Consider the following 18594-nt stretch of genomic DNA (forward strand, 5'->3'; position numbering starts at 1 on the left):
CTGTTGTCTCCGTCGTTGTTGTGGATGCGGGCCGTGCCCGCAATGCCTTTCTGCCTGCCTACTTCTTGTTGTTCTTCTCGCGCAGCGCTTCGAGCAGCGCCACCGCGCGGTCGGTGCGCACGTCGTGCTCGGCCGCCATCTGCTTCGCGACGGCGTCGATCTCCTCGCCGGCGGCACCGGCCACCAGCGCGATGTTGCGTGCGTGCAGTGCCATGTGGCCGCGCTGGATGCCTTCGGTGGCCAGCGCGCGCAGGGCGCCCAGGTTCTGCGCAAGGCCCACCGCAGCGGCCACTTCGCCGAGCTCCTGTGCCGACTGCACGCCGAGGACCTTCAGCGCCAGCCGCGCCAGCGGATGCGTCTTGGTAGCGCCGCCCACCAGCCCCACCGGCATCGGCAGCTCGATGGTGCCGACCAGCGCGCCGGTGTTGTCCTTCTCCCAGGTGGTGAGCGAGGTGTAGCGGCCATGGCGGCAGGCGTACGCGTGTGCGCCGGCTTCGACCGCGCGCCAGTCGTTGCCGGTGGCGACGATCACCGGGTCGATGCCGTTCATGATTCCCTTGTTGTGCGTGGCCGCTCGGTAGGGGTCGACGGCCGCGAAGGTGTAGGCGTCGATCACGCCTTCCACCACTTCCTCGCCGCTGCGCTCGCGCGTGGCGAGCACGGCCGGTGCGAGCCGCACGCGGGCGCGCGCCAGCCGCAGGTCCGCGAGGTTCGACAGGATGCGCAGCCGCACCGTGCCGCCGGTGAGCTCCTCGACCAGCGGCGACACCGCCTCGGCCATGGTGTTGACCGTGTTCGCGCCCATCGCGTCGCGCACGTCGACGATCAGGTGCATCACCACCATCGCGCCGCGTGGCGTGCTTTCGAACACGTGCACCTCGATGTCGCGGCAGCCGCCGCCCAGGCCGATCAGCACCTTGTCGCGGCTGTTCGCCACCTCCAGGATGCGCTCGCGCGCCCGCAGCAGTGCGAGCCGTGCCCCCTGCGGATCGCCGATGCCCACCACCTGCACCTGCGCGCGCATCAGCGGTCCGGTGCTCGATGCCTCGAATCCGCCGGCTTCGCGCGCCAGCTTGGCCATGAACGAGGCCGCGGCCACCACCGAGGGTTCTTCCACCACCATCGGCACCAGGTACTCGCGGCCGTTCACCACGAAGTTGCCGGCCACGCCCAGCGGCAGTTCGAAGGTGCCGATGACGTTCTCGATCATGCCGTTGGCGCGGTCCATGCCCAAGGCGTCGGGCCGGGCGAGCAGGGCGGTCTCGTCGGCGGTGAGCGAGGCGATGCCCGCGATGTGTTCGAGGCGCTGCGCGGGTGTCAGTGCGCGGAAGTTGGGAAGGCGGGAGTCGGCGACCATCGTTGCGTGTCTCTTCTGAATGCGAGTTCGGGAGCAGGCAATTTAGGTCGGCTGTACCGCCGCCGGAAGGCACAGTTTGGCGGGACAGTGGAGACAGTGGGTGGCCGTTCGCGCCCGCTGTGTCACAGTCGCAGGCCATGACCACCATCGCCGATTCGCTCGCCAACGCCATCGAACGCCAGATCGCGAGCGGCGCCTACAAGGCCGGCGACAAGCTCCCCTCGCTGCGCGAACTGGCGCAGCTGCACGGCTATGCGAAGAACACCGTGGTCGCCGCCTTCGAGCTGCTGGTGTCGCGCGGGCTGGTCGAGCCCAGGCGCGGCTCGGGCTACTTCGTGTGCGCGCGGCCCTCGGCCCCCGGGCCCGCGGAGGAAGACGCCGGCAGCCTCGGCCGCGCGATGGACATCGTGTGGCTCATGCGCGAGCAGCTCAAGACCGAGCCCGACGCGATCGCCGTGGGCGACGGCTTTCCGCCGGTCGAGTGGCTGGCCGACGTGCGGCTCGACAAGTACCACCCCAAGGTCGTGCGCACGGGGCTCGGTGCGCTCTTTCGCTACGGCAGCCGCTTCGGCTACGCGCCGCTGCGCGATCACCTCGTGCGCAAGCTGGCCGACTTCGGCATCGGCGCCGAACCGCGGCAGATCGTGCTCACGCACGGCGCCAACGAGGCCATGGACATCGTCATCCGCTATTTCGTGCCGCCCGGCGGCAAGGTGCTGGTGGACGACCCCGGCTACTACCCGCTGTTCGGCAAGCTCAAGCTCGCGGGCGCGCAGGTGCTGGGCGTGCCGCGCCTGGCCGACGGGCCCGACCTGGAAGCGCTGGAGCGCCTGCTCGTTGCCGAGCGGCCGCGCCTCTTCTTCACCCAGTCGATCGCGCACAACCCCACCGGCTCCGACATCTCGCCCGCCAAGGCATTCCGAGTGCTCCAGCTCGCGCAGAAGCACGACCTGCTGATCGTCGAGAACGATCCGCTGGCCGACTTCAAGCCCACGGCGCTGCCCCGGCTGGCCGCGCTCGACCAGCTGGAACGCACGATCTACATCGGCAGCTTCTCCAAGTCGTTCTCGGCCGCGCTGCGCGTGGGCTTCATCGCATGCGGCGCCGATCTCGCGAGCGATCTCGCCGACCTGAAGGCGCTGATCCACGTGAGCAGTTCGGAGTACGCCGAGCGCACTGTCGACGTCATCCTCAGCGAGGGCCACTACCAGCGGCACCTGAACCGGCTGCAGACGCGGCTGGGCGAGGCCACGCGCAACGCCATCAAGCTGCTGGAGTCGGTCGACGCCGAAGTGTTCGCGCGCAGCCCGCAGTCGCTCTACGTGTGGGCCGCGCTGCCCGGCGTGGCCGACTCGCTGGCCTTCGCCAAGGAGCTGCTGCCGCGCAAGATCGTGATGGCGCCGGGGCGTATCTTCGCCGTCGACTCGACGCAGGTGTCGCGCTGGTCGCGCTTCAACGTCGGCGCCATGGCGGACCCGCGCTTCGCGAAGGCGCTGCGGACCACGCTGCGCCGCATCGGCCAGGGGTAGGCCGGGTTTTCAGCTTCCGAACTCGCCGTGGCGCCCGGCGCCGCCAGCAAAGCGCGCGGCGCCGGCCTGGCCCTCGGCGAAGACCACCGGCACGCCCAGCGCACCTTCGCGGCGCAGGGCCTCGGCCAGCGGCATGTCCCATTGCTCGTAGGCGGAGCGCCGGTCGGCCAGCATGCACCGCTGCGGAAAGGCGGCGATCTCGCGAGCCAGCTGCTGCGCGGCGGCCAGCGCGCCGCCGGGCGGCACCATGCGGTTGACCAGGCCCATCGCGAGCGCCTCGGGCGCGCCCACTGGACGGCCCGAGAGGATCATGTCGAGCGCTCGCCCCATGCCCACGATGCGCGGCAGCCGCACCGTGCCGCCGTCGATCAGCGGCACGCCCCAGCGGCGGCAGAACACGCCGAACACCGCGTCCTCGTCGGCCACGCGCAGGTCGGCCAGCAGCGCGAGCTCGAGGCCGCCGGCCACCGCGAAGCCGTTCACCGCCGCGATCAGCGGCTTCGACAGCGCCATGCGCGTGGGCCCCATCGGGCCGCTGCCGCCGCCTTCGGGGTCGAGCTCGTTGCGGCGGGCGGGGTCGCCCACGGCGGAGAGGTCGGCGCCCGCGCAGAAATTGCCGCCTGCGCCGGTGAGCACCGCGACGCGCAGGGCCTCTTCGGCCTCGAACCGGCCGAAGGCCTCTCGCAGTTCGGCCGCCACCAGGCCGTCGACCGCGTTGCGCTTGTCGGGCCGGTTCAGGGTGATGGTGCAGACGGCGCCGTCTGTGTCGCAGCTCACGTATTGCATGGCCATGCGCGCATCCTTCCGGGCAAAATTACATGCTCGATCGCTCACGATGATCGTAGGAAATATTTCTCTCTCCTGCAAACATGGACAAAGTATGTAATGTGCCGGTCGCCGTCCCCAGCGCGCCCGACCTGATCCTCGACCTTCTGGTGGCCGACGGCGGCACGCTGAGCGCGCAGGCGCTGTGCCGTGCGGGCGCGCTCATGGGCATCGGCGAGTCGACCCTGCGCGTGGGCCTGACGCGGCTCGCGGCCGAGGGCAAGATCGCGCGCGGCGAGCGCGGCAGCTACATGCTCGACCGCAAGGGCGCGGCGCTGTCGCGAACCGTCGATGCCTGGCGCAACCGGCAGGCGCAGACCGTCGCATGGCGCGGCGACTGGCTGGCGGTGCACGACGCCGGCGTGCCGCGCGCCGACAAGACCGCGTGGCGCCATCACGCGCTCGCACTGTCGCTGCGCGGTTTCGCCGCGCTGCACCCGGGCCTGCACATCCGGCCCGACAACCTCTCGGGCGGCCTCGCGGCCGAGCGCAAGCACCTGGCGGCACTGGGGCTGTCCTCCGACGCGCTGGTGTTCCGCATCGCCGACCTCGACGAGGCGGCGCAGGCGGCCGCGCGCAAGCTGTGGAATGTGCGCGCCATGGAGGCCGACTACCGCCGCCTGCAGGCGGGCGTGGAACGCAGCGAGAAGCGGCTCGCCACCCAGAAGCTCGAAACCGCGACGCGCGAGTCGCTGCTGCTGGGCCGTGCCGTGATCGCGCACATCATCCGCGACCCGCTGCTGCCGGCCGAACTCATGTCGACCGCGCCGCGCACCGCGCTGCTCGCCGCCACCCGGCGCTACCAGGACAAGGCGCTGGTGCTGTGGCGCAAGTGGCTGGCGCAGCCGTAGCGTTCTCGTTCAGTGCAGGGTGGCGAGTTCGTCGAACTGCACCACGCCTTCCTTCATGACGAGCGGAATGCGCTCGCCCTGGCCCAGCAGGCAGCCGATGTCGCGCAGCGGGTTGCCGTCCACCACCAGCAGGTCGGCCAGTGCGCCGGGCACCAGCCGGCCCAGGCGGTCGCTCATGCCCAGAATCTCGGCGCCCACCGTGGTCGCGCTGGCGATGGCCTCGGCCGGCGACAGCACCTCGGCGCGCAGGCGAAACTCGTCGCTCTGCAGCCGCTGCGATTCGCCCAGCAGGTCGGAGCCGTAGCCCATCTTCACGCCTGCCGCCTTGTAGATTTCCAGCGAGCGCAGGCCGGCCTCGCGCACGCTCGCCACCTTCGCCACGCTTTCGGCCGGCAGGCCCAGGCTCTCGCCCTCGGTGGCCAGCGCGTCGTAGGTGACGAGCGTGGGCACCACGTAGGCGCCCAGCTGCGCCATGAGCGTGGCGGTGGGCGCGTCGACGAGGTTGCCGTGCTCGATGGTGCGCACGCCGCAGCGCACGGCACGCGCGATGGCGGCTGCCGTGTAGGCGTGCGCCATCACGTAGGTGTCGCGCCCCTGTGTCTCGGCCACGATGGCGCGGATCTCGTCCTCGCTGTAGCCGAAGGCACCCACCGGGTCGGTGGGCGAGGCCACGCCGCCGGAGGCCATGATCTTGATCTGGTCCGCGCCCATCTGAAGCTCCTCGCGCACCGCCTTGCGCACCGCGTCCACGCCGTCGGCCACGCGCGCCAGCGCGCCTACGCGCACGCAGGTGGCGCACACGCCGTCGCCGTTGCCCATGTAGTCGGAGCGCGCGCGCATATCGCCGTGGCCACCGGTCTGGCTCAATGCGCGGCCCGAGACGAAGAGGCGCGGGCCCTGCGCCAGCCCGGAATCCACCGCCTGCTTGAAGGCGAAGCCCGCGCCGCCCGCGTCGCGCACCGTGGTGAAGCCGCGTCGCAGCATGCCGCGCAAGATCGGCACGCTGCGCAGCGTCACCAGCACGTTGGGCATGTGCACCTGCCGCGCGAGGTTGAGCTCCACCGCGATCACGTGCACGTGCAGGTCGATGAGGCCCGGCATCACGGTCTTGCCCCTCACGTCGATGGCGCGGGCCGAGGGGCTGTGGATGGGCTTGTCGGAAACCTCGCGCACCACGCCGTCCTCCACGAGGATGTGGTGGTCTTCCAGCAGCTCGGCGCGCTGCGGATCGAGCAGGTTGGCGTTCTGGAACAGTACGGCGTTCGTCATGATGAAGGGTCTCCTGTGAAGGCATTCAGTCGGCGGCGGCCATCAGGGCCGGCACTGCGAGCTGCGCGAACACGCGCGCGGTCTCGACGTGCTGCGTGCCGTACCAGTTCTCCTGGTGCAGCAGGTTCAGCGTGCCCAGCGTCTCGCCGCGCCAGCGCAGCGGAATGTTCAGCACGCTGCGGCAGCCCAGCGACTCGATGAGCGCGTGGTCGAAGAACACGTCGCGTATGTCGTCGGCTGTGCGTCCGATGTAGGGCTGGCCTTGGTGCATCACCTGCTGCATCCAGGGCGAATCGGTGATCGGCTTGCGCCCGCCCACCGGGTAGGCATCGCGCATGTTGGTGTAGATGCGCTCCGACTCGCGCGCCGCGCGGTGATGGACCAGGATGGTGAAGAGCCGGTGGCCCACGGTGGCGGCCAGCGCCTTGTCGATGGCGTCGAAGGTGGCCTGCGGCTGCTGCGTGTCGGCGTGCGCGCGTGCCACGGCCGAGAGCGATTCGTCGATGAGGTGGTTGTTCGTGTTCGGTTGCATGGGTGTCTGGTCGATGTCTCTCAGGAAAGCTCCGCGGCTGCGATGTCTTCCAGCGAGCGGCCGCGCGTGGGAATGCCCATGAATGTGACGGCCGCCGCGCCGAGCAGAAGCACGGCGGTCGTCATGCCGAACACGCCCGCGAAACCCAGCGACGGGTAGATGAAGCCCACCAGGATCGGCGCTGTGATGCCGCCGATGCGCCCGATGGCCGAGGCCAGGCCGGAGCCGGTGGCGCGCACCTGCGTCGGGAACACCTCCGGCGTGTAGGCATAGACGCCCGCATAGGTGCCGTTCATGAAGAAGGAAAGCAGCACGCCGGCCGCCATGATCTGCGTGTCGCTGTGCGTGAAGGCCAGGCCCAGTGCCGCGATGCCACCCAGCAGCATGTAGCCCACGATGGTGGCCTGCCGGCCGATCTTCTCGTTGAGCCATGCGGCCGAGAAGTAGCCCGGGATCTGCGCAAGGTACATCACCAGCGAATAGCCGAAGCTCTTGGTGATGGTCATGCCGTTCTGTATCAGCAGGCTCGGGATCCAGGTGAAGAAGGAGTAGTAGCTGAAGGTGATCGACAGCCACATCAGCCACGTCATGACGCTGATGCGCATCAGCTTGCGCGAGACCAGCGTGGCGTAGTTCTTCAGCAGGCCGCCGCGGCTGTTGCTGGGCGGCGGCGCGGCCACGTCTTCCTCGTTGAGCGCGGGCAGCGCGAGGCCTCGGCGAACGGTGTCGGATTCCATCGCGTCCACGATCGCACCGGCCTCCGCCTGCCGCCCCTGGCTTTCGAGCCAGCGCGGCGACTCAGGCAGCGCGCGGCGCCACCACAGAAGCAGCAGCACCGGCATCGCGGTGATGAAGATCACGATGCGCCAACCTTGTGCATGCGCCGGCACGATGAAGTAGCCCAGCAGCGCGGCGGCCACGAAGCCGAAGGAGAAGAAGCCCGCGAGTGCGCCGGTGAAGGTGCCCCGGTAGCGGCGCGCCACGAATTCCGAGAGGTAGGGTGCGATGATCGCGCTCTCGGCGCCGGCGCCGAAGCCGGCCACGATGCGCAGGCCGAGGAACAGCGTCCAGCTGTCGACCATGCCGCTGAAGAGCGAGGCCACGCAGTAGATGGCAAGGGCCGACATCATCACCCTGCGCCGCCCGAACAGGTCGCCGCAGGTGCCGGCCGCGAGCGCGCCGAAGAAGAAGCCGATGAAGTTCGCGCTGGCCAGCACGCCGATCTGCACGCTGCTGAGCCCCCATTCGGTGCGCAGCACCGGCAGCACGAAGGCGATCACGGCCGCGTCCATCGCGTCGAAGGTGTAGCCCAACCCTCCCATGAAGAGCAGGCGCCGATGGAAACCGGAGAACGGCAGGCGCTCGATGCGGGCCGACAGCATGGTCATGTGAATCCCTCGACTTCGGTGGTGCGGAGAAGCGGCAGATCGTAGGATCGCTGGGATATCACGACAAATTTATATGCGTGATTGTGTTTATTGACCTCGTGAATGAATGGACGAAGAGGAAGTGCGATGAACTACCGCAATGCCGACCTCAACCTGCTGAAGGTGTTCGAGGCCCTCATGACCGAGGGCAACGTCACGCGCGCGGCCAGCAAGCTGTCGCTGACGCAGCCCGCGGTGAGCAATGCGCTGCGCCGGCTGCGCGACACCTTCGACGATCCGCTCTTCGTGCGCAGCGGCGCGGGCGTCAACCCGACGCGGCGCGCCATCGACCTGTGGGAGCCGCTGTCGATGGCGCTGCATGCGATCCGCGCGACGATGGACGTCGAGCAGTTCGACGCGCTGCGCAGCACGGCGAGCGTGAGCATCGCGATGTCCGACTACGTGTCGTCCATCGTGGTGCCGCGGCTGGCGCAACGGCTCGGCAAGGTCGCGCCGTCGATGCAGGTCCATGCCATTCCCAACACGCTGGTCGACTTCGGCCCGGTGCTGGCCGACAACAAGGCCGACTTCGCGATCAGCGTCTACAACGAGGAAGTGCGGCGGCCGGCGTTCCTCAAGTCACGGGCGCTGTGGTCGCCGGACTTCGTCTGCATCATGCGTGCCGGCCATCCGCTGGCGCGGGCCGAGAGAATTCCGCTGAAGAAATTCCTTGCCGCACGCCACGTGGACGTGAGCCTGGTCGGCAAGACCACGCCGACCTACGACCTGTTCCTGCGCAGCCGCGGATTGCAGCGCAACCTGGTCGCGACGGTCAACCACTACGGCGCGGCATACGAGGTGGTGCGCCGCTCCGACCTGATCGCGGTGCTGCCCTGGTCCGAGAAGTTCGAGCCCCCGCGCCTGACGGGCCTGCGCAAGATGCCCGTGCCGCTGGAGGCGCCGCCGCGCATCATCGAACTCTTCTGGCATCAGCGCCACGAGACCTCGGGGCTGCACCGGTGGCTCAAGAACACGCTGCTGGAGCTGTTCGAGCAGGCCTGAGCGCCCGAGGGGAAGGAAGCGTCAGCCTTCCAGCCGCACCACCAGCGCATCGCTCGGCGTGCGCGCATGCAGCCGCTGCACCTCAGCGGCGCGGCGCGTCAGCACCGCGCGCTGGTTGATGTAGCCCTTGTCGGTGATCTCGCCCGCGTCGAGGCTCGGCGGCTCGGCGAGCACCAGCGCGCAGGCGGGGCACTGCGAGGAGCCCGCGCCCTCGTCGCGCAGCGCGCGCAGCACGCCGGCGATGCGTTCGCCCATGGCCTGCGGCGCGAGCGCGGCGCCCTGGGGGCTCGCGAACACCAGCATGCCGATCTCGTCGCGGTCGTGGCCGGTGAGCACGATGTCCTGCACGTGCGGCGCGAGCATCGACACCAGCTTCACGCGCAGCGTGCCCACCGACACCCAGGTGCCGGTGGAAAGCTTGAAGTCCTCCGCCACGCGGCCGTTGAAGATCACGCCCTGCGCGGGCTGCGACGGGTCGGCCAGGAAGCCGGCGTCGCCGATGCGGTAGTAGCCCTCTTCGTCGAAGGCCTGCGCGGTTTCGCGCGGGGCATCGCGATAGCCGGGGAACACCGAAACGCCCTTGACGCGCATCTCCAGCTTCTCGCCGTTGGGCACGAACTTCAGCTCCAGCCCCGGCAGCGGCGCGCCGATGCAGCCGGCGCCATCGAGCTTCCAGTGCGCGGAGGTAATGGCGGGCGATGTCTCCGTCGCGCCCCAGGAGGTGGTGAGCCACAGCGGCCGCGTGGGCCGTACGCGCGCGGCCACCGCCTCGAGCCGCTTCCAGGTGGAGGGCGCGAGCGCCGCCGCCGCATAGAAGGCCAGGCGCAGGCGCGAGAGCACGTCGGCGGCCAGCGCCTCGTCGGCCTCCAGGAAGGGCAGCAGCATGTCGAAGCCGCGCGGCACGTTGAACAGCAGCGTGGGCTTCACCTCGCGCAGGTTGCGCACCGTCTTCTCGATCAGCCCCGGCGCAGGCCGGCCCTCGTCGATGTAGAGCGCGCCGCCGTGGCACAGCACCATGTGCAGGTTGTGGTTGGCGCCGAAGGTGTGGCTCCAGGGCAGCCAGTCGACCAGCACCGGCTTCTCTTGCGCGAGGAAGCGCCAGGTCTGCGCGATCATCTGCTGGTTGGCGCACAGCATGCGGTGCGTGTTGATGACCACCTTGGGCTTGCCGGTGGAGCCGGAGGTCAGCAGGTACTTGGCGTGCGTGTCGGGCAGCACGCTCGCGAAGGCTTCCATGACGGCGGGCGTTTCCTTCGCCGCGAGCAGGCTGTCGAAGGCGACGGCGCCCGGGTGCGCGTCGGCATTGCGGCTGAACACCGCGACGGCCTCCACGCCGCTGCCCGCGAGCGAGCCGCCGTACACCTTCGCGTCGGAGGCGTAGATCAGCGCGGGCTTCAGCGCCTGCAGCATGCCGTGCAACCGCGAGGTGTCCTTCGCCATGCGCGAATACGCACTCGAAAGCGAGCAGGCGGCGCGCCCGATGTGCATGGCCGCGAGCATCAGCACCACGTGGTCGATGGCGTTGTCTGAAAGAATCACCACCGGCTGGCCTGCCGGCAGCTTCATGTCGAGCAGTGCCTGCGCCACCGAGCCCACGGCCTGGCGCAGCGCGCGGTAGTCCAGCTTGCGCCAGCCTTCGCCGCTCTCGTCGCGCTCCGCGAAGGCCAGCGCGTCGGGCGTCTCGCGCGCCCAGCGCTCCAGCCATTCGCCGATGCAGCGCGCATAGGGCTTCAGCGCCATCGGCGAACGCAGCGCGAAGGAGCCGTCGTCGAAGTCGATGCGCACCGTGCGGGGCGGGGCGATCAGGTTTTCATCGAGGAGGAAGTCGGTCATTTCAGTCGAGTCTGCCGGTGTCGGATTTGGCGCGAATCAGGTTTAACAGCAGGATGTCGCGCGTGGCTTCGAGGTCGGCTGTCCGGCGTTGGCCCAGTTCTTCGGCCACGCCTTGTGCGACTTTTTGCTCCAACTCCGCCGTCATCGACGGCGCTCCCAGGTCTTTCCACCAGTCCTCGATCGGCCCGCCCAGGTGCGCGAGCACATGCTCGATGCCGCCCGCGCCGCCCGACAGGTGCAGGTTCATGAACGGCCCCATCACCGCCCAGCGCAGGCCGGGCCCGTGCGCGATGGCCGCGTCGATGTCGGCCACGCTCGCCACGCCCTGGTCGACGAGGTGGAAGGCTTCGCGCCACAGTGCCGCCTGCAGCCGGTTCGCGATGTGGCCTTTCACCTCGCGCTTCACGTGGATCGGCCGCTTGCCAATGGCCGCGTAGAACGCCATCGTGCGTTCGATGACCTCGGCCGAGGTCTGCTCGCCGCCGATCACTTCCACCAGCGGAATCAGGTGCGGCGGGTTGAACGGATGCCCCAGCACCACGCGCTGCGGATGCACGCAGCCCGACTGCACGCCGCTGATCGCAAGGCCCGACGAGCTCGACGCGAGGATGGTCTCCGGCGGCGCGGCCGCGTCCATGCGGCGGAACAGGTCGATCTTGAAGTCCATGCGCTCGGGGCCGTTCTCCTGAACGAAGTCGGCCACCGAGACAGCGTCTTCCAGGCTGTCGTGGAAGCGCAGGCGGTCGATGCTCGCGCCGGGCGCGAGACCGAAGCGCTCCAGCGTGGGCCAGTGCCGTGCCACGGCTTCGCGCAGCCTTTCCTCCGCGCCGGGCGACGGGTCGGTCGCGTTCACGTCGAGGCCGTGCGCGAGGAAATGCGCGGCCCAGCTCGCGCCGATCACGCCGGTGCCTACCACCGCCACGCGTTGGATTTCCGGGGATGTGCTCATGTCGATTTCCACCGCGCGCAGCGGCTCTCCGCCTTCGTGGTCCATGCGGCCTCGCCGCGGATCGGCTCGACCACCTTGTAGTAGTCCCAGGGTTCCTTCGATTCGGCCGGCGTCTTCACCTGCATCAGGTGCATGTCGTGCACCATCAGCCCGTCGTCGCGCAGCCAGCCGCCCTTGACGAACATGTCATTGAACTTCGTCTTGCGCAACTGCGCCATCACCTTGTCGGCGTCGTCGCTGCCCGCGGCCTTCACCGCCTGCAGGTACTGCAGCGCGGCCGAGTAGTCGCCGGCATGGAAGGAGGAGGGCATGCGCTTGTGCCTGTCGAAGAAGCGGCGCGCCCATTCGCGCGACTCGGGGCTCTGGTTCCAGTACCAGCTGTCGGTGAGGTACATGCCCTGCGATGCCTTCAGGCCCAGCGCGTGCACGTCGTTGATGGTGATGATCATGCCGGCCAGCTTCATGTTCTTGCCGACGCCGAACTCCGCCGCCGACTTGATGGCGTTGACCGTGTCGCCGCCCGCGTTGGCCAGTGCCAGCACCTGCGCCTTGGAGCCCTGCGCCTGCAGCATGAACGACGAGAAGTCGCTCGCGCCCAGCGGATGCTTGACCGAGCCCGCCACCGTGCCGCCCGCGGCCTGCACCGTCTTGGTTGCGTCGGCCTGCAGCGCTGCGCCGAAGGCGTAGTCGGCCGTCACGAAGTACCAGCTCTTGCCGCCGGCCTTGACCACCGCGCTCGCGGTGCCGCGCGCCATGGCCACCGTGTCGTAGGCGTAGTGCACCGTATAGGGCGAGCAGTATTCGTTGGTGAGGCCCGAGGCGCCCGAGCCCACCACGAAGTACGGTTTTTTCTTGTCGGCCGCCACGCCCGCCATGGCGATGGCCGCGCCCGAGTTGACGCCGGCGACCAGCATGTCGACCTTCTGCACGTCGAACCATTCGCGCGCCTTGGCGGCGGCGATGTCGGGCTTGTTCTGGTGGTCGGCCGTGACCAGCTCGATCTTCTTGCCGCCGATGGCACCGCCCATGTCGGCGATCGCCATGCGGATGGCCTCGGCACCGGCCGGGCCGTCGTAGTCGCGGTAGATGCCCGACATGTCGCTGATGAAGCCGATGCGGACCACATCGTCGGACACCTGCGCCGAGGCGCCCGTTGCGGCGAATGCCGCACCGAGCGCGACGGCCAGGGCGGTGCGGGAAAGCTTGCTCATGTATTCGTCTCCGTTCGTCTTTTCCTGCTGCGTGCCGCTGTCAGCCCAATGCGAACTCGGGCCTCGGCGTGCCCACCCGCGGCAGGCCCATCATCTGCCGCGCCTCGGCGGGCGTCGCCACTTCCATGTCGAGTTCGCGGATCACGCGCACGATGCGCTCGGTGAGCTGCACGTTGGTGGCCAGCTCGCCCTGGCGGAAGTAGAGGTTGTCTTCCAGGCCCACGCGCGCATGGCCGCCCAGCAGCAGCGCCGCCACGTTGGCCTCCAGCTGCGAGGGGCCGATGCCGCTCACGCAGAAGATGCTGCCCTTGGGCAGGGTGTCGACCATCATCTGCAGGAAGCGCGGCGAATACGGCATCGCGTTCTGGAAGTTGCGGTGCACGTTCATCACCAGGTTGATGAAGTAGGGTTCGTCGTCGTGGCCCTCGCCGATCAGCGTGGTCGTGTCCTGCAGGATGTGCGTGGGGCTGAACACTTCCCACTCGGGCTTGATGCCGCGCGCCTTCATGCCGGCGGCCAGCTCGCGGCCGCGGGTGATGGGCGTGTCCATCAGGATCTGCTTGCCCTCGAAGCTCAGGTTGAGCGTGGTGGCGTCCAGCGTGCACATCTCGGCGCCGGCGTCCATGCCCTTGATGCGCTCTTCCCACGCGATCTCCCAGCGGTCGCCGGCCAGCGGTTTCACCATGTCGCCATGCACGCCGCCGCCGGTGGAGTTGTTGATGACGATGTCGCAGCCGCCCGCGCGGATGCGGCTGTTGATGTCGCGGTACACGTTGGCGTCGCAGGTGGCGCCGTCGTCCGGGCGGCGCGCGTGGATCGCGACCACGCTCGCGCCGGCGTTCCAGCAGCGCAGCACGTCGGCCGCGATCTCGGCGGGCTGGGTGGGGAGGTTGGGGTTCTGCGACTTGTGCGCCATGCCGCCGGTGGGGGCGATGGTCACGATCACTTTGCGCTTCGACATGGTCGGGGCTCCTGGTGTCTTTCAAGGGGGCCGCGCTATTATTTTTGGGTGCGCAGGCACACTCAGTCATCGCGACGACATTTGGGCTCAGGGTTTACGCACCCGGCCTTCAGGAGCTTTCATTCCATGCCCACGACGAAGCCGGCCCCCAGAGCGGCATCGCTGACGATCCCGCAACTGCTGCAAGGTTCGGCCTGGTTCCCCCTGCTCGACGTGAGCGCTGGCGAGCGCGTGCTCGACGAGATGCGCGAGGTGGAGGTGGCGGCGGGCGCCGCGCTGTGCCGGCGCGGCGACACGCCGATGCATTGGTACGGCACCCTCGAGGGGCTGCTCAAGTGGTCGATCACCTCCAGCGATGGCCGCTCCGTGACCTTCGGCGGGCTCTCGGTGGGCAGCTGGTTCGGCGAAGGCACGCTGTTGCGCGCGCTCCCGCGCTCGGCCGACATCATCGCCCTGCGGCCGAGCAGGGTGGCGGCGCTGCCGCTGGAAACCTTCGAGTGGCTGCACCGCACGCAGCGCGGCTTCGATCACTTCCTTCTGCAGCAGATCAACGAGCGGCTGCACTGGTTCATGGGCAACTACGCGGCGCATCGCCTGCTCGATGCCGACAGCCAGGTGGCGCGCGCGCTGGCGGGGCTCTTCCATCCCTGGCTGCACCCGGGCAGCGAGCCGCATCTTCAGACCTCGCAGGAGGAGATCGCGAACCTTTCGGGCGTGTCACGCCAGCGGTGCAATGCGGCGTTGAACCGGCTGAAGGAGGCCGGGTTCCTGCGCATCGAGTACGGCGGCATCACCGTGATCGACCTGGAAGGGCTGCGGCGGTTCATCAGCGAGTGAGCGGACTCGCTCCCTCTCCCGCTTGCGGGAGAGGGGACAACACCAAGTCAGCGCACGTGGTGCGACGCGGCCCGCTCGTACACGGGCGTGTCGATCCCTTCCATCCGCGCCTTCAGCTGCAGCGCCAGGAACTGCGAGTAGTGCCGCGACTGGTGCAGGTTGCCGCCGTGGAACCACAGGTTGTCCACCTGCGTGGGCTTCCACATGTTGCGCAGCTCGCCTTCCCACGGCCCCGGGTCCTTCGGCGTGTCGGAGCCCAGGCCCCAGCACTTGCCGACCTTGTCGGCGATCTCCGGCGAGATCAGGTCGGCCAGCCAGCCGTTCATCGAGCCGTAGCCGGTGGCGTACACCAGCAGGTCTGCCGGCAGCTCGGTGCCATCGGTGAGCGTCACCGAGCGCTCGTTCACCCGCTCGATGTTCACGCCGCTCTTCAGGTGGATGCTGCCGTTGGCCACCAGCTCCGAGGCGCCCACGTCGATGTAGTAGCCCGAACCGCGGCGCAGGTACTTCATGAAGAGCCCTGATCCGTCGGCGCCGAAGTCGAGCATGAAGCCTGCCTTTTCGAGCCGCGCGTACAGGTCGGCGTCGCGCTTCTTCATCTCCTCGTACACCGGGATGTGGAAGGTGTGCATGATCCTGTAGGGCACCGACGCGAAGATCAGGTCGGCCTTGTGGTGGTCGATGCCGTTCTTCATCGCCTGCTCCGAATAGAGCCCGCCCAGCGCCAATTCCATCAGCGACTGGGAGGGCGCGATGTGCGTCGACGAGCGCTGGATCATCGTCACGTCGGCGCCGTGCTCCCACAGGGCGGCGCAGATGTCGTGCGCCGAGTTGTTGGAGCCCAGCACCACGCACTTCTTGCCGGCATAGGCCTCGGGCCCGGGGTGCTGGCTGGAGTGGTGCTGGTCGCCCTTGAAGTTCTCCGCGCCAGCCACCTTCGGCACATTCGGGTAGCCCGACACGCCCAGCGCGAAAACCAGTTGCCTCGGCCGCAGCACCACCGGCTTGCCCTCGCGCTCGACCGTCACCTCCCAGCGCTGCGCGGCTTCGTCGAAGCGTGCCTTCTTCGCGGTGGTGGAGCTCCAGTAGTTGAGCTCCATGATCTTGGTGTACATCTCCAGCCAGTCGCCGATCTTGTCCTTGGGCGCGAACACCGGCCAGTCGTCGGGGAAGGGCATGTAGGGCAGGTGGTCGTACCAGACCGGGTCGTGCAGGCACAGCGACTTGTAGCGCTTGCGCCAGGAGTCGCCGGCCTTCGCGTTGCGCTCCACGATGATGGTCGGCACGCCCAGCCGCCGCAGCCGCGCGCCGAGCGCGATGCCGCCCTGGCCGCCGCCGATGATCACCACCTCGGGCTGCTCGGTGTAGCCCAGCGACGCTTCTTCGTCGCGGCGCTTCTCCAGCCAGTTCTTGCGGCCCTTGTGCACGCCGTGCTCCGCGCCCTTGATGCGGTTGTCGCCCGTCTTCTCCTCGAAGCCCTTCAGCTCCGTCATGGTGGTGAGCAGCGTCCAGGCCTTGCCGTTGCGCAGCCGCAGATGGCCGCGTCCGCGCGCCACGCGCGTCTCGAAGGTGAACCACGCATCGACCACGCCATCGGCCTCGGTCGCCTCGCCCTCCACCGCGAAGGCCGTGGGCTGCACGTCGGCCAGCCGCGCCTGCAGCATCGCGCGGATGGCATCGGGGCCTTCCTGCGTGCGGATGTTCCAGGTGAAGGCGACTAGGTCGCGCCAGAAGCTGTCGGCCTCGAACAGCGAGACGGCCGCGTCGATGTCGTTGCGCGCGAGCGCGGCGGCGAAGTCGGCGAGCCATTGGGCCGCGGCCCGGGTAGGGGCGGTGGTGGGGTCTGTCATTGCGTGTCTCCGTTGCGTCGTTGATGGATGCGCGGCGCCTTGGGGCGGCGCGGCATGCGTTGCGCAGCTTTCGTGCCGCGCGCGGGGCGACGATGGATCAATGACTTGCGCGGGGTTTTGTCGCAGCGCAAGCGTTTGTCGCACGCCGCATGCGACGAAGCCGAGACAACTGTCGCAGCGCGTCTCAGTCGTCCGCCAACGGCCGGCTGCGCGGCGGCGCGATGCCGTGGCGCTTCATGTGCCGGTACACCGTGGCACGGCTCAGGCCAAGTTCGTCGGCCGCGCGTGCCACGTGCCATCGGTGGCGCCTGAGCAGTTCGACGAGCTCGGTGGCGGCGATGCCATCTGGGTCGTCGGCCGAAGAAGCGGCGACACAGGCCACGTTGGCCGGGGTGACGTGGCCCGATCGTGCGGGCAGCTGTAGCTGGAGGTCTTCCACGCCGACCCGGCCGTCGCTGCACAGCGCCAACGCCAGCCTCAACACATTGCGCAGCTCCCGCAGATTCCCCGGCCAGTCATGCGCCAGCAGTTTCTGCATCGCCTCTTCCGACAGCCGTGCCGGTGAAGACATCGCCGCGGCTTCCTCGTTGAACATGCCCTCGATCAGGTAGCGCATGTCGCCGCGCTCGCGCAGCGGCGGCAGCTTCAGCACCGCGCCGCACAGGCGGTAGTAGAGGTCCTCGCGAAAGCGACCCGAGGCCACGAGCCCGGGCAGGTGGCGGTGCGTGGCCGCGACCACCGCGATGTCCACGCGCTGCGGCGACTCTGCGCCCAGCGGCAGCACCTCGCCCTCGGATAGCACGCGCAGCAACCGCGTCTGCAGCGCCATCGGCATGTCGCCGATCTCGTCGAGGAACAGCGTGCCCCGGTCGGCCTGCGCGATCAGGCCCTTCATGCCCTTGGCGCGGCCGCCGGTGAAGCTGCCGGGCGTGTAGCCGAACAGCTCGCTCTCGATCAGCGAATCGGGAATGGCCGCGCAGTTCACCGCCACGAAGGGCATCGCCGCGCGGCCGCTGGCGCCGTGCAGCGCGCGCGCCAGCACTTCCTTGCCGCTGCCGGTCTCGCCCTCGACCAGCACGTGGATGCCGCGGTCCACCAGCCGGCGTGCCTGCGCGAGCAGCTTCTGCATCTGCGGATCGTCGCCCGCGATGCGTTCCAGCGGCGGCAGGCGGTCGTTCGGGCGTGCGGCGGGCGCCGCAGGAGCGCTGCCCGAAGGCCTGCGCACGCGCGGCGCCAGCAGCGATGCGTGGTACTCGCCGCCGCCCGGCAGCAGCACCGTGTGCGCGAAGGGCATGGCCGACGCGCCGCCGTTGCCGATGCGCCAGATCGCGTCCATCGGCATGTGCAGCCATTCGGAGATCGCGCCACCCAGCGCACGCCCCGCAAAGGCCTGCCGCGCGCCGCCGTTCGCGCCCACCACCGTGCCGCCTTCGTCGAAGGCCAGCATCACCTCGCCCGCCACGTCGACCAGCCCGAAGGCGCTGCCCAGCCGCAGGATCCAGTGGCCCCGGAAGCTGCGCAGGAAGTCGGCGTCCTCGATCATCCGCGCGTAGATGGCCACCAGGTGCCGCACGAGATGCTGGCTTTCCCTGGCTTCTGGCGAGCGCAGGGCAGACACGTCGAGGATGGCCGTGAGCTTGCCGCTGTGGTCGAACAGCGGCGCGGTGGTGCAGGTGAGCGCGATGTGCGTGGCGTCGAAGTGCTCGGTCTGGTGGCAGGTCATCGGCTGGCGCTCGACCAGGCAGGTGCCCACGCCGCAGGTGCCCGCGTGCGCCTCGTTCCAGTCGGCGCCGAGGTAGAGGCCGGCCTTGCGCAGCTGGTCGTCCCACGCGGGGTTGCCGATGTAGTCGACCGTGATGCCTTCCGCGTCGGTCAGCAGCACCATGTAGCCCAGGTCGGCCACGCGGCGGTAGATGTCTTCCATGCCCGAGCGCGCGGCGCGCAGGAAATGCTCCAGCTGCTGCTGGTGCGCGCGCACTTCCTGCGCCGGCAGGATGCGCGCGGGGCTCGGCCTCGACGGATCGAGCCCGTGGTCGCGCACGCAGCGCGCCCACGACTTGTGGACCAGGCTCGCCGCCGGATCGGCCAGCGCCGCGCCGGTGGTGATGGAGTAGACGTTGTCGATGTGACGCGATTGCAGGGACGTCATGCGCAGCCTCGC

The 18594-nt window shown here is 69.2% G+C and carries 15 protein-coding genes; 4 read left to right on the forward strand and 11 right to left on the reverse strand.

Annotation, left to right across the window (positions count from 1 at the left end; all coding sequences use genetic code 11):
- Positions 1 to 58: 58 nt before the first annotated feature.
- Entirely contained in the window at positions 59 to 1357 is a 1299-nt protein-coding gene (locus tag ABL838_RS00515) for a hydroxymethylglutaryl-CoA reductase, degradative (RefSeq protein ID WP_418123609.1), read from the reverse strand.
- 137 nt (positions 1358 to 1494) lie between these two features.
- On the opposite strand from ABL838_RS00515, the gene ABL838_RS00520 reads away from it, so the two are divergent.
- Complete coding sequence (locus tag ABL838_RS00520; protein ID WP_184639011.1) at positions 1495 to 2886, forward strand: PLP-dependent aminotransferase family protein; 1392 nt, start codon at positions 1495 to 1497, stop codon at positions 2884 to 2886.
- A gap of 9 nt (positions 2887 to 2895) precedes the next feature.
- Here the strand turns inward: ABL838_RS00520 and ABL838_RS00525 are convergent, their stop codons facing one another.
- Complete coding sequence (locus ABL838_RS00525) at positions 2896 to 3678, reverse strand: crotonase/enoyl-CoA hydratase family protein (RefSeq protein WP_184639009.1); 783 nt, start codon at positions 3676 to 3678, stop codon at positions 2896 to 2898.
- Positions 3679 to 3755: 77 nt separating this feature from the next.
- On the opposite strand from ABL838_RS00525, the gene ABL838_RS00530 reads away from it, so the two are divergent.
- Complete coding sequence (locus ABL838_RS00530; protein ID WP_418123611.1) at positions 3756 to 4562, forward strand: PaaX family transcriptional regulator; 807 nt, start codon at positions 3756 to 3758, stop codon at positions 4560 to 4562.
- A gap of 9 nt (positions 4563 to 4571) precedes the next feature.
- Here the strand turns inward: ABL838_RS00530 and ABL838_RS00535 are convergent, their stop codons facing one another.
- The 3 genes from ABL838_RS00535 to ABL838_RS00545 are packed head-to-tail and all read right to left on the reverse strand — an operon-like array spanning position 4572 to position 7751.
- Positions 4572 to 5831, reverse strand: a complete 1260-nt coding sequence (locus ABL838_RS00535; protein ID WP_418123613.1) for an amidohydrolase family protein — start codon at positions 5829 to 5831, stop codon at positions 4572 to 4574.
- A gap of 25 nt (positions 5832 to 5856) precedes the next feature.
- Positions 5857 to 6363 carry a GAF domain-containing protein gene (locus ABL838_RS00540; protein WP_418123614.1) on the reverse strand — a complete coding sequence of 169 codons (507 nt, stop codon included), beginning with the start codon at positions 6361 to 6363 and terminating at the stop codon, positions 5857 to 5859.
- A gap of 20 nt (positions 6364 to 6383) precedes the next feature.
- Positions 6384 to 7751, reverse strand: coding sequence for an MFS transporter (locus ABL838_RS00545; RefSeq protein ID WP_184639001.1), 1368 nt, complete (start codon positions 7749 to 7751; stop codon positions 6384 to 6386).
- Positions 7752 to 7877: 126 nt separating this feature from the next.
- Here ABL838_RS00545 and ABL838_RS00550 point away from each other — a divergent pair, with 126 nt between their 5' ends.
- A complete protein-coding gene (locus tag ABL838_RS00550) occupies positions 7878 to 8792 on the forward strand; it encodes a LysR substrate-binding domain-containing protein (protein WP_418123616.1) in 915 nt (304 codons plus the stop codon).
- Between the two features lie 21 nt (positions 8793 to 8813).
- Here the strand turns inward: ABL838_RS00550 and ABL838_RS00555 are convergent, their stop codons facing one another.
- Genes ABL838_RS00555 through ABL838_RS00570 form a run of 4 tightly spaced genes read right to left on the reverse strand, consistent with a single transcriptional unit; the run spans position 8814 to position 13746 of the window.
- On the reverse strand, positions 8814 to 10625 hold the full coding sequence (locus ABL838_RS00555; RefSeq protein WP_418123618.1) for a feruloyl-CoA synthase: 1812 nt from the start codon (positions 10623 to 10625) through the stop codon (positions 8814 to 8816).
- Between the two features lies 1 nt (position 10626).
- Complete coding sequence (locus tag ABL838_RS00560; protein WP_418123620.1) at positions 10627 to 11574, reverse strand: 3-hydroxyacyl-CoA dehydrogenase NAD-binding domain-containing protein; 948 nt, start codon at positions 11572 to 11574, stop codon at positions 10627 to 10629.
- Positions 11571 to 12785: an ABC transporter substrate-binding protein gene (locus ABL838_RS00565; protein ID WP_418123621.1), complete on the reverse strand. Its 1215-nt coding sequence runs from the start codon at positions 12783 to 12785 to the stop codon at positions 11571 to 11573. The genes ABL838_RS00560 and ABL838_RS00565 overlap by 4 nt, the downstream gene beginning before the upstream one ends.
- Positions 12786 to 12825: 40 nt before the next feature.
- Positions 12826 to 13746, reverse strand: a complete 921-nt coding sequence (locus ABL838_RS00570) for a 3-keto-5-aminohexanoate cleavage protein (protein ID WP_418123623.1) — start codon at positions 13744 to 13746, stop codon at positions 12826 to 12828.
- Positions 13747 to 13872: 126 nt separating this feature from the next.
- On the opposite strand from ABL838_RS00570, the gene ABL838_RS00575 reads away from it, so the two are divergent.
- Positions 13873 to 14583, forward strand: a complete 711-nt coding sequence (locus ABL838_RS00575; protein WP_184638991.1) for a Crp/Fnr family transcriptional regulator — start codon at positions 13873 to 13875, stop codon at positions 14581 to 14583.
- Positions 14584 to 14630: 47 nt separating this feature from the next.
- Here the strand turns inward: ABL838_RS00575 and ABL838_RS00580 are convergent, their stop codons facing one another.
- Together ABL838_RS00580 and ABL838_RS00585 are read right to left on the reverse strand one after the other, a co-directional pair.
- Positions 14631 to 16433 (reverse strand): NAD(P)-binding domain-containing protein, encoded by a 1803-nt coding sequence (locus ABL838_RS00580; protein ID WP_418118635.1) that lies wholly within the window; start codon positions 16431 to 16433, stop codon positions 14631 to 14633.
- A gap of 184 nt (positions 16434 to 16617) precedes the next feature.
- Complete coding sequence (locus tag ABL838_RS00585) at positions 16618 to 18582, reverse strand: sigma-54-dependent Fis family transcriptional regulator (RefSeq protein WP_418123624.1); 1965 nt, start codon at positions 18580 to 18582, stop codon at positions 16618 to 16620.
- Positions 18583 to 18594: the final 12 nt, after the last annotated feature.

The sequence above is a fragment of the Variovorax sp. 160MFSha2.1 genome, assembly GCF_048305075.1.
In the GTDB taxonomy this organism is placed as follows: Bacteria; Pseudomonadota; Gammaproteobacteria; order Burkholderiales; family Burkholderiaceae_C; genus Variovorax; species Variovorax guangxiensis.

What these genes read in the sequence shown, in the direction of transcription:
- ABL838_RS00515 (WP_418123609.1), bottom strand. Translation starts at nt 1,357, where the DNA reads ATGGTCGCCGACTCCCGCCTTCCCAACTTCCGCGCACTGACACCCGCG.
- ABL838_RS00520 (WP_184639011.1), top strand. Translation starts at nt 1,495, where the DNA reads ATGACCACCATCGCCGATTCGCTCGCCAACGCCATCGAACGCCAGATC.
- ABL838_RS00525 (WP_184639009.1), bottom strand. Translation starts at nt 3,678, where the DNA reads ATGGCCATGCAATACGTGAGCTGCGACACAGACGGCGCCGTCTGCACC.
- ABL838_RS00530 (WP_418123611.1), top strand. Translation starts at nt 3,756, where the DNA reads ATGGACAAAGTATGTAATGTGCCGGTCGCCGTCCCCAGCGCGCCCGAC.
- ABL838_RS00535 (WP_418123613.1), bottom strand. Translation starts at nt 5,831, where the DNA reads ATGACGAACGCCGTACTGTTCCAGAACGCCAACCTGCTCGATCCGCAG.
- ABL838_RS00540 (WP_418123614.1), bottom strand. Translation starts at nt 6,363, where the DNA reads ATGCAACCGAACACGAACAACCACCTCATCGACGAATCGCTCTCGGCC.
- ABL838_RS00545 (WP_184639001.1), bottom strand. Translation starts at nt 7,751, where the DNA reads ATGACCATGCTGTCGGCCCGCATCGAGCGCCTGCCGTTCTCCGGTTTC.
- ABL838_RS00550 (WP_418123616.1), top strand. Translation starts at nt 7,878, where the DNA reads ATGAACTACCGCAATGCCGACCTCAACCTGCTGAAGGTGTTCGAGGCC.
- ABL838_RS00555 (WP_418123618.1), bottom strand. Translation starts at nt 10,625, where the DNA reads ATGACCGACTTCCTCCTCGATGAAAACCTGATCGCCCCGCCCCGCACG.
- ABL838_RS00560 (WP_418123620.1), bottom strand. Translation starts at nt 11,574, where the DNA reads ATGAGCACATCCCCGGAAATCCAACGCGTGGCGGTGGTAGGCACCGGC.
- ABL838_RS00565 (WP_418123621.1), bottom strand. Translation starts at nt 12,785, where the DNA reads ATGAGCAAGCTTTCCCGCACCGCCCTGGCCGTCGCGCTCGGTGCGGCA.
- ABL838_RS00570 (WP_418123623.1), bottom strand. Translation starts at nt 13,746, where the DNA reads ATGTCGAAGCGCAAAGTGATCGTGACCATCGCCCCCACCGGCGGCATG.
- ABL838_RS00575 (WP_184638991.1), top strand. Translation starts at nt 13,873, where the DNA reads ATGCCCACGACGAAGCCGGCCCCCAGAGCGGCATCGCTGACGATCCCG.
- ABL838_RS00580 (WP_418118635.1), bottom strand. Translation starts at nt 16,433, where the DNA reads ATGACAGACCCCACCACCGCCCCTACCCGGGCCGCGGCCCAATGGCTC.
- ABL838_RS00585 (WP_418123624.1), bottom strand. Translation starts at nt 18,582, where the DNA reads ATGACGTCCCTGCAATCGCGTCACATCGACAACGTCTACTCCATCACC.